Origin of the sequence: Cupriavidus sp. YAF13 (assembly GCF_052113425.1) — a bacterium.
GTDB lineage: Bacteria > Pseudomonadota > Gammaproteobacteria > Burkholderiales > Burkholderiaceae > Cupriavidus.
The window spans coordinates 1-8,701 of record NZ_JBFRDD010000106.1 but is presented as its reverse complement, the minus strand read 5'-3'; the positions used below and the strand labels follow the sequence as shown (position 1 = coordinate 8,701).

The following is an 8,701-nucleotide window of genomic DNA, read 5'->3' as shown; positions in this document are numbered from 1 at the left end:
CCCAAACTCGCATCGCCTTAAGGCGATACTCAGACATGGGTCCCTCTTTTCCGCTCTTTTCGTCGAATCCCGAGGCGCCCCATACGGCCTTGGTAAACCTTCACGGCTCGCTTCGCATCGCGCTGAGGTGTTTCCCGCCCCTAGGCGCGAAACACGGCCGACCCAGTGGGGATCAAAACCAGTGGGGGTCAAAACACGATTTGGTGTAGCCGTGATTTCCGCCCCCAGGCGGCAATCACCCGCCCGCGATGCGCAGCGAGCCGTCCGGGTTTTCATCTCCCGTTATGGGGCGCCTCGTCGGAAGGCAAAAAGAGCGGAAAAGAGGGGGCCATGTTTGAGCATCGCCTTAAGGCGATGTGAGTTTGGCCCCCGGCCGCTCTTTTTGTCTTCCGACGAGGAGTCTTTCGCCCCATCCGGGTCGCCTTCTTTGCCTACTTTCTTGGCGAGACAAGAAAGTAGGTCGCCGCCCCGAAGGGGGGGTGAAACTGCCTTTGACTTTGCAGTTAAGCAGTTAAGCAGTTAAGCAGTTGCAGTTGCAGTTAAACCCACCACCACCCCACCATCCCCAAAAAGCGAAAAAGCGCGAACAACCGCCCGCGCCTGATCACTATCAACCAACCCAACCCTTATGCCACCGCATCCGCCGGCTGCTTCTGCAGCAAAGCCAGCAACTGCGCCAACTCATCCCGCAACTTGCGACGGTCGACAATCATATCGATCGCGCCCTTCTGCAGCAGGAACTCGGCCCGCTGGAAACCTTCCGGCAGCTTCTCGCGCACGGTCTGCTCGATCACGCGGGGACCGGCAAAACCGATCAACGCCTTGGGCTCAGCGATCACCACATCGCCCAGGAACGCAAAGCTGGCCGAAACACCACCCATGGTGGGATCGGTCAACACGCTGATGAACGGCAACTTGGCGTTCGACAGCTGGTTCAGCATGGACGTGGTCTTGGCCATCTGCAGCAGCGACAGCAGGCTTTCCTGCATGCGTGCGCCGCCCGTGGCGGTGATGCAGATGAACGGCACCTTCTGCTCCAGCGCCGCCTGGGCGCCACGCACGAAGCGCTCGCCTACCACCGAGCCCATGGAGCCGCCCATGAATTCGAACTCGAAGCAGCTCACCACTACCGGAATGGTGTGAATGGCACCGCCGATCACGACCATGGCATCGGTCTCGCCGGTGTCGTCCATGGCGGTCTTGATGCGGTCCGGGTATTTCTTGGTGTCCTTGAACTTCAGTGCGTCGACCGGCAGGATTTCCTGGCCGATTTCATAGCGGCCTTCGGCGTCCAGCAGCCCGTCGAGGCGGGCGCGGGCGCGGATGCGCATATGGTGGTCGCACTTGGGGCAGACGTGGAGGTTGGCCTCGACGTCGGTCCGGTACAACACCGACTCGCACGACGGGCACTTGACCCACAGCCCTTCCGGAATGCCCTTGCGGGTGGAGGGGTCGGTCTGTTGAATCTTGGGAGGGAGGAGTTTATCCAACCAGCTCATGAAAGGCTCCTTTCGGCACATGCGCGGAACATGTCAGGCCGCGAATTTACCATGCCTGCGGTCCGCAGTCCCCGTTCCGCCGGGGCGATGCGCCTGTTGCGGCACAACGGCCGTCAAAATCAGTGTTTTTTGCTGCATTCGCCACCCGTGCGTCGACACAGGCGGCGTCGCTTCAATCACATTCAGGCATCCAGCGCCTGACGGATTTCCGCGATGAACGACTGCAGCGATTGTACCGCCTGGTCGCGCGGCGCATCTTCGAGCAATTGCACCAGGCGGCTGCCGATCACCACGGCGTCGGCCACGCTGCCGATCGTGCGCGCGGTCTGCGCGTCGCGGATGCCGAAGCCCACGCCCACCGGCAGGTTGGCATGGCGCTTGATCAGCGGAATGCGGGCGGCCACGCTGTCGAGGTCGATGGTGGCCGAACCGGTCACGCCCTTGAGCGACACGTAGTACAGGTAACCGCTGGCCAGCTTGGCCACGGCTTCGATGCGATCGTCGGTGGACGTCGGCGCCAGCAGGAAGATCGGGTCCATCTCGTTGGCGCGCATCTGCGCGGCGAAGGACTCGCACTCCTCGGGCGGGTAGTCGACCACCAGCACGCCATCGACACCGGCGGCGCGCGCGGCCTTGGCGAAGGTTTCCTCGCCCATGCGCTCGATCGGGTTGGCGTAGCCCATCAGCACCACGGGCGTCGCCGCGTTGGTCTGGCGGAACTCGGCCACCCAGGCCAGCACCTTGGTCAGCGTCACGCCCTGCGCAAGCGCGCGCTCGGAGGCACGCTGAATCACCGGGCCGTCGGCCATCGGGTCGGAGAATGGCACGCCAAGCTCGATCACGTCGGCCCCGCCCGCCACCAGCGCGTGCATCAGCGCGACCGTCAGGCCGGGCTCGGGGTCACCAGCGGTGATGAACGGAATCAGGCCCTTCTTGTTCTGCGCGGCCAGCGCCGCGAAAGTCGTTTTGATTCGGGACATGGTCATTGAGCGAGAGTGGGCAGCGGCGTGGACGAGGCAGCCAGCAGGGGCTCATCGTTCGCGGCTGCGATGTTCAGGGTAGCGGGCGCGGCCTGCGGCGTAGTGATGCATGCCGCGACGCGCGCGCGCGCCACGTCGACATAGTCGGGATTCATCTCGAAGCCGACGAAGCGGCGCCCGTGCAACGCACAGGCTACGGCCGTGGTGCCGCTGCCGGTGAACGGATCGAGCACCAGCCCGCCCGGCGGGCAGCTGGCCAGCACCATGCGTTGCACGATATGCAAGGGCTTCTGGGTCGGGTGATTGGCGCGCTCCGGATCTTGCCGGTGGATACGCGGCACGCTCCACAGGTCCTTCGGGTTGTAGCCAACCTCCAGCCACTTCTTGCCCTCGAAGCGCGGACGGCTGCGCGCCTTCTTGGTCTCGGCGTCGTACGGCACGCGCACCGGGTCGAGGTCAAAGTAGTAGTCGCGAGCCCGGGCAAAAAAGCCGATGTTGTCGTGCACCGAGGAATACTTGCGCGTGGTGCCGCCCATGCTCGGCACGCGCCGGTCCCAGATGATCTCGTTGATCATGGTCAGGCGCTGCTTGAGCATCACGAACAGCTCCGGCGAGTATTGCCAGGTGCAGAACAGGTAGAGCGAGGCGCGCGGCGCCAGCTTGGGCACCACCGCATCGATCCAGCTCGCGGACCATTCCAGGTAGGCGTCGCCGGACAGGCGATCGGAGTCATTGCCGTAGTCCTTGCCCAGGCCATAGGGCGGATCAGCCACGATCAGGTCGATGGAGCCGTCGGCAATGCGCTTGATGCCTTCCAGCACGTCTTCCTGGTAGAGCGTCAGTTGCGGTGCGGCGATGGGCGCGGACGGGGCGCCGCCTTCAGCGGCGCCCGGCGGGAGAAAATCGCGCATCAGAGGGTCAACCCCGAACGCTCGGCCACGGTATGCATGTCCTTGTCGCCACGGCCGGACAAGTTCACCAGCAGCAGCTTGTCCTTGGGCAGCGTGGGAGCGAGCTTGCAGGCATAGGCGATGGCGTGGCTGGACTCCAGCGCCGGGATGATCCCTTCGATGCGGCAACAGTCGTGGAAAGCCTTGAGCGCTTCCTCATCGGTGATCGGGACATACTCGGCGCGGCCGATATCCTTGAGCCATGCGTGCTCGGGGCCTACGCCGGGATAGTCCAGGCCGGCGGAGATCGAATGGGTCTCGATGATCTGGCCGTTGGCGTCCTGCAGCAGGTAGGTGCGGTTGCCGTGCAGCACGCCCGGCGTGCCGCCGATCAGCGCGGCGGCGTGGCGGCCGGTTTCCAGACCGTCGCCGGCAGCTTCCACGCCGATCAGGCGCACATCCTTGTGCTCGATGTACGGATAGAAGATGCCCATGGCATTGGAGCCGCCGCCCACGCAGGCGATCACGGCATCGGGCTGGCGGCCCGTCATTTCCGGCATCTGCAGCTTGGCCTCTTCGCCGATCACGCACTGGAAGTCGCGCACCATCATCGGGTAAGGATGCGGGCCGGCCACGGTGCCGATGATGTAGAAGGTGTTCTCGACGTTGGTGACCCAGTCGCGCATGGCTTCATTGAGCGCGTCCTTGAGGGTCTTGGAGCCGCTCTCCACCGGCACCACGGTGGCACCCAGCAGCTTCATGCGGTAGACGTTGGCGGCCTGGCGCTTGACGTCTTCCGAGCCCATGTAGACCACGCACTCCATCCCGAAACGCGCGGCAATGGTCGCGGTAGCCACGCCGTGCTGGCCGGCACCGGTCTCGGCGATCACGCGCGGCTTGCCCATGCGCTTGGCAAGCAGTGCCTGGCCGATCACGTTATTGATCTTGTGGGCGCCGGTGTGGTTGAGGTCTTCGCGCTTCAGATAGATCTGCGCGCCGCCGAGCATCTCGCTCCAGCGCTGTGCGTGATAGATCGGCGAGGGGCGGCCGACGAAATGCTTCAGCTCGCGGCGGTATTCCGCGTCGAACTCCGGATCCTTCTGGAAGTGCGCATAGGCTTCGCGCAGTTCGTCCAGCGCGTGCACCAGGGTCTCGGATACAAAGGAACCACCATAGGGGCCGAAATGGCCACGGGAATCGGGCAGGTCGTACATGAGTCAGCTCTTCTGAACAGGGCCCTTGCCGGTCTGGCAGGGGTCCGATGACGTTAGGGTCGTGCGCGGGGCAGGTGCGATTTGCGCGGGATAGGCGGGAGGCCGAGCGCCGGGTCGGCGCCTTGACTCACCCGGCATCCGCGCTGCGCACCGCGCGCACGAAGGCGGCGATCCTGGCGTGGTCTTTCACGCCTTTGGCAGCCTCCACGCCGCTGCTTACATCGACAGCGTAGGGCCGCACGCGCTCAATCGCGCCAGCGACGTTTTGCGCGTTCAACCCACCACTCAAAACGATCCGAGGAGCGGCGCTTGCGGTCGGGTTGTGGGTGGGCGGAAGCCATGCCGGGGGTATCAGGGTCCAGTCGAAGACGTGCCCGCCACCGCCGTAGCCTTCGACGAAGGCATCAAGCAGCAAGGCAGCGGCATCACGATGCAGATCTGCGAATTCTACCAAATCGAGGCCCGGCTGCACGCGTGCCGCGCGCAGAAACGGCAGCCGGCAGCGCTGGGCCACCAGGGTGCAGTCCTCGGGGCGCTCGTCGCCGTGGAATTGCAGTAGCGTAAGCGGCACACGCTCCACCACATGGGCAATATGGTCGGCCTCGGCATTGACGAACAGGCCCACCACCGACACGAAGGGGCCGGCGGCTTCGGCCAGCGCCGCGGCGCGTGCCACCTCGACAAAGCGCGGGCTGCCCGGATAGAACACCAGGCCGATCGCGTCGGCGCCGGCATCGACCGCGGCGCGGACATCTTCCTCGCGCGTCAACCCGCAGATCTTGATGCGGGTGCGCAGCGGCGCGCTGTCCGCTTCAGGCAACTGGGTCATTGGCAAACACTCCATGAAACAGGCTGGCGGCCGTGTCGGCGACCGGGATCTGGTACGGCTCAGGATACTTCACCCCGGCCAGGTAAAGGCCATCGGGCATGAAAGTGGGCGCTGCCTTGGCGCGGTTGCGCCCTGCCAGCACTTCGGCCAGCCACTCCGGCGGGTTGCGTCCCCGCCCTACCGCCACCAGGCAACCCATCAGGTTGCGCACCATGTGGTGCAGGAAGGCGCTGGCGCGAAAGCGCACGAACAGCCAGTCGCCGTCAGCCTTCAAGGTGATGTCGTACATGGTCTTGACCGGCGACTTCGCCTGGCACTCGGCGGCGCGAAAGGCCGAGAAATCGTGCTCGCCCAGCAGGCAGCCCGCGGCCGTGCGCATGGCGTCGACGTCCAGGCCCTTGCCTGGCGGCAGCATCAGGTAGCCCGCCCTTCCGTGCACCAGCGGCACACGGTGCGGCCCCACGTAGAGCGCGTAGTAATACATGCGCTCGAAGGCCAGGAAACGCGCATGGAAGCTGTCGTCCACCGGCTTGGCCCATTGCAGCGAGATGCTGGGCGGCAGGAAGGCGTTGACGCCGCGCACCCAGGAAAACGGTTCGCGCGTCAGCTCGGTGTCGATGTGGATCACCTGGCCGAGCGCGTGCACGCCGGTATCGGTGCGGCCCGCCACTGTGGTCGGCACCCGGCTGCCGGCGAACTGCGCGATGGCGTCTTCAAGCCGGTCCTGCACCGTATTGCGGTGCGGTTGCGACTGCCAGCCGGAGAAGGCGGCGCCGTCATAGTGGAGGCCGAGGGCAATGCGGGTCATGGGGCGGAAATTGACGATCTACGGGAGCTAGCGAAAACGGCGCGGCGCCGATGAGAATCGCCCGATTGCCGGCTCGCGGAAAAACAAATGCGCCGGGAGCCACGCTCCCGGCGCATTGGTGGCGAGCTGCCGGGCGCATCGCTTGCGCACAGCCCGCCATTCTACAGCTTGCTTGTCAGCCCGCCTGCAGGCTGCCGGTCAGGCCACGTCCCGCAGCAAAGTCTTGGCTTCGGTCAACAGAGGATCCTGCGACTGCTCCACCACTTCCTGCAGCAACTCCCGCGCGCCTTCCTTGTCGCCGATCTCGATATAGGCGCGGGCCAGGTCGAACTTGATCTGCATGTCGCGGCCACCATCGGCGGCGTCGGCCGACAGCGTGCTCGGCGAGATGCCGCGCGCCGTGTCCAGCCCGCTTTCCGCGCTCACGCGCGACAGGTCGATCGGCTCGGACAGCTTGCCGTCGCGCAGCATGGTCGGCGCCGGCAGCGACGCACCGAACGAGGAACGCGCCTCGTCATGCACTTGCGCCAGGCTGTCGGCCCGCGCGTCGGTGTGGCCTGCCGGGCTGAGGTCCAGCGAGATGCCGGACATGTCGAAGTCGAGCGGACGGCTACGCGTAGGCGTATCCAGCGCCGGCACGTCGTCATGACCGCCGACGTCATGGGGCTGCGGCAGATCCAGGCCAAGGCCGTCGTCCAGGCGCGCGGCGAGCGCCGAAGGCACCGCCTCGCCATTGCCGAACACGCGCGAGGCGGACTCGGGCGCGGTGATCGGCGCACCGGCCGCCGGCGCGGGGAACCCATCCAGCGGCAGCGCGAAGTCTGCCAGGTCCGCCAGCGGGGTTTCGCGCGGTGCCGCCGCCAGGTCTTGCGACGGATCGTGGGTGCGCCACTGATCGGCCGGCAAGGTGGTGGTGTCAAGCGACGCGACATCGGGCGCCACACTCAAATACAAGGCATTGTTCGGATCGAGGCTACGCCCCATCTCCGCTGCCTGTGTCCACTCCGCCCCGTGTCCTCCAGTCTGGGCGAACATTTCTTCTGCAATCACGCGAAAACCTTCCACATCCTGACGAGTGTTGTAAATCTCCATGAGCTTGAGGCGGATCGCCTGGCGCTCAGGGTTTTGCTGCAGGGCTTCGCGCAGGATTTCCTCGGCCTGCACATCGCGCCCGTAGGCGATATAGACATCGGCCTCGGCGATCGGATCGACTTCGTTGGCTTCCGCGGCATTGTTGCCAATGCGGAAATCCGCCCCGAACACGCTGTGCTGCGAGGTGTCCACGCTCTGCCCGCCCGCAGTGCCGAACAGCGAATTGCCGCCGGCCATGACGGTGCTTTCCTGCGACAGGATGCTGTCCCCGAAGGCCGCGCCGTCGCTGGTCTTTTGTTGCTGGCGCCGGCGATAGATCGCGTAGCCGCCCAGCAGGGCAATCAATAGCCCGCCGCCCGGCAGCAGCATCGGATTGGCCAGCAGGTCTTCGATGAAGGACGGCTGGGCCACCGGCGTGGGCTGCGTCACGACCGGCGGGCGCTTGGCCGCCGGCGTGGAAGCGGCAGCAGGATTGGCGGCAGCCGCAACGGTGGCGTCAGCGGCATTCGTGCCGGCGATACTGGCACCAGCAGTGGCCGCAGGCGCGGACGCCGGGGATGCTGCGGCGGCCGTGGCCGCGCTGGCGCCAGCGCTGGCCGTTGCCGGGGCCGGCGCGGCTGCGTCGGCCTTGGCAGCCTCAGCCGGAACCACGGCAGGTGCGGCCGCAGGGACTGCAGGGGCTGCTGCCGAGTCCTTGCCTGCCCCCTTCTCCTTCTGTACCTGGGCCAGCTTGGYGATCTCGGCGTTCTTCAGCTCGACCAGCCGCTGCATGTCGTTCACATTCTTCTCAAGCTGCGCGAGGCGTGCCTCGGCCTCCTTGAGCTGCCGTTCCTTGGCGATATTGGCTTCGGTTGCCGCAGCGGCAGCAGCCTGGCTGCCACGATCGGGCTTGCTGAGCTTGAGCTCGTCGCGTGGGCCGGCGGCCGGTGCGGCTTGCTCCTGCACGCGCGCGGTGACGTTGCCCGACTGTTCGCGGCCACTGCCGGCCTCGACCGAGCGCCCCGCCGCCGCCGTAGCCAGGCGGCTGCGGTAAGCGTCGAAGCCCTGCGTGCGCGCCACCACTTCGCGGCGTGCCGCGCGGGGCGTGACCGATTGCGCTTCTTGCTGGCTAGGCAGCTTGAGCACAGCGCCCGCCTTGAGGCGGTTCATATTGCCGCCAACGAAGGCATTCGGATTGTTGCGATAAAGCGCGACCAGCATCTGGTCCAGCGATACCGAATCCTGTCCCTGGGACGCCTCGCCGGCAATGGCGGAGAGGTTGTCGCCGCGCTGCACGGTGTAGGTGCCGCCAGCCGCGGCAGCACCCTCCGCCGAAGCCTGCGTGGCGGCGCGGTGCGGACGCGGCGCCGGGGCCTTGGCCTGGGGCCGTGGCGCCGGACTGGCCGCCAC

At 66.2% G+C, this 8,701-nt stretch carries 7 protein-coding genes; all 7 read right to left on the bottom strand.

What is annotated here, in order from left to right; all coding sequences use genetic code 11:
- Nucleotides 1-626: 626 nt before the first annotated feature.
- On the bottom strand, nt 627-1,499 hold the full coding sequence (gene accD / locus AB4061_RS39800) for an acetyl-CoA carboxylase, carboxyltransferase subunit beta (RefSeq protein ID WP_441641544.1): 873 nt from the start codon (nt 1,497-1,499) through the stop codon (nt 627-629).
- A 182-nt stretch (nt 1,500-1,681) separates the two neighbouring features.
- Nucleotides 1,682-2,479 (bottom strand): tryptophan synthase subunit alpha, encoded by a 798-nt coding sequence (trpA, locus tag AB4061_RS39795; protein WP_183034310.1) that lies wholly within the window; start codon nt 2,477-2,479, stop codon nt 1,682-1,684.
- A 2-nt stretch (nt 2,480-2,481) separates the two neighbouring features.
- A complete protein-coding gene (locus AB4061_RS39790) occupies nt 2,482-3,390 on the bottom strand; it encodes a DNA-methyltransferase (protein WP_043347990.1) in 909 nt (302 codons plus the stop codon).
- Entirely contained in the window at nt 3,390-4,583 is a 1,194-nt protein-coding gene (gene trpB / locus AB4061_RS39785) for a tryptophan synthase subunit beta (protein ID WP_441641543.1), read from the bottom strand. The genes AB4061_RS39790 and trpB overlap by 1 nt, the downstream gene beginning before the upstream one ends.
- A gap of 127 nt (nt 4,584-4,710) precedes the next feature.
- Entirely contained in the window at nt 4,711-5,412 is a 702-nt protein-coding gene (locus tag AB4061_RS39780; RefSeq protein ID WP_441641542.1) for a phosphoribosylanthranilate isomerase, read from the bottom strand.
- Nucleotides 5,396-6,220 carry a tRNA pseudouridine(38-40) synthase TruA gene (truA, locus tag AB4061_RS39775; protein WP_441641541.1) on the bottom strand — a complete coding sequence of 275 codons (825 nt, stop codon included), beginning with the start codon at nt 6,218-6,220 and terminating at the stop codon, nt 5,396-5,398. Before truA ends, AB4061_RS39780 begins: the two co-directional genes overlap by 17 nt.
- A gap of 198 nt (nt 6,221-6,418) precedes the next feature.
- On the bottom strand, nt 6,419-8,701 hold a 2,283-nt coding region (locus AB4061_RS39770), incomplete at its 5' end, for a FimV/HubP family polar landmark protein (protein WP_441641540.1).

Excerpts from the sequence above, each read along its gene's own strand:
- trpA (WP_183034310.1), bottom strand. The coding sequence starts at position 2,479 with ATGTCCCGAATCAAAACGACTTTCGCGGCGCTGGCCGCGCAGAACAAG.
- truA (WP_441641541.1), bottom strand. The coding sequence starts at position 6,220 with ATGACCCGCATTGCCCTCGGCCTCCACTATGACGGCGCCGCCTTCTCC.
- AB4061_RS39780 (WP_441641542.1), bottom strand. The coding sequence starts at position 5,412 with ATGACCCAGTTGCCTGAAGCGGACAGCGCGCCGCTGCGCACCCGCATC.
- trpB (WP_441641543.1), bottom strand. The coding sequence starts at position 4,583 with ATGTACGACCTGCCCGATTCCCGTGGCCATTTCGGCCCCTATGGTGGT.
- AB4061_RS39790 (WP_043347990.1), bottom strand. The coding sequence starts at position 3,390 with ATGCGCGATTTTCTCCCGCCGGGCGCCGCTGAAGGCGGCGCCCCGTCC.
- accD (WP_441641544.1), bottom strand. The coding sequence starts at position 1,499 with ATGAGCTGGTTGGATAAACTCCTCCCTCCCAAGATTCAACAGACCGAC.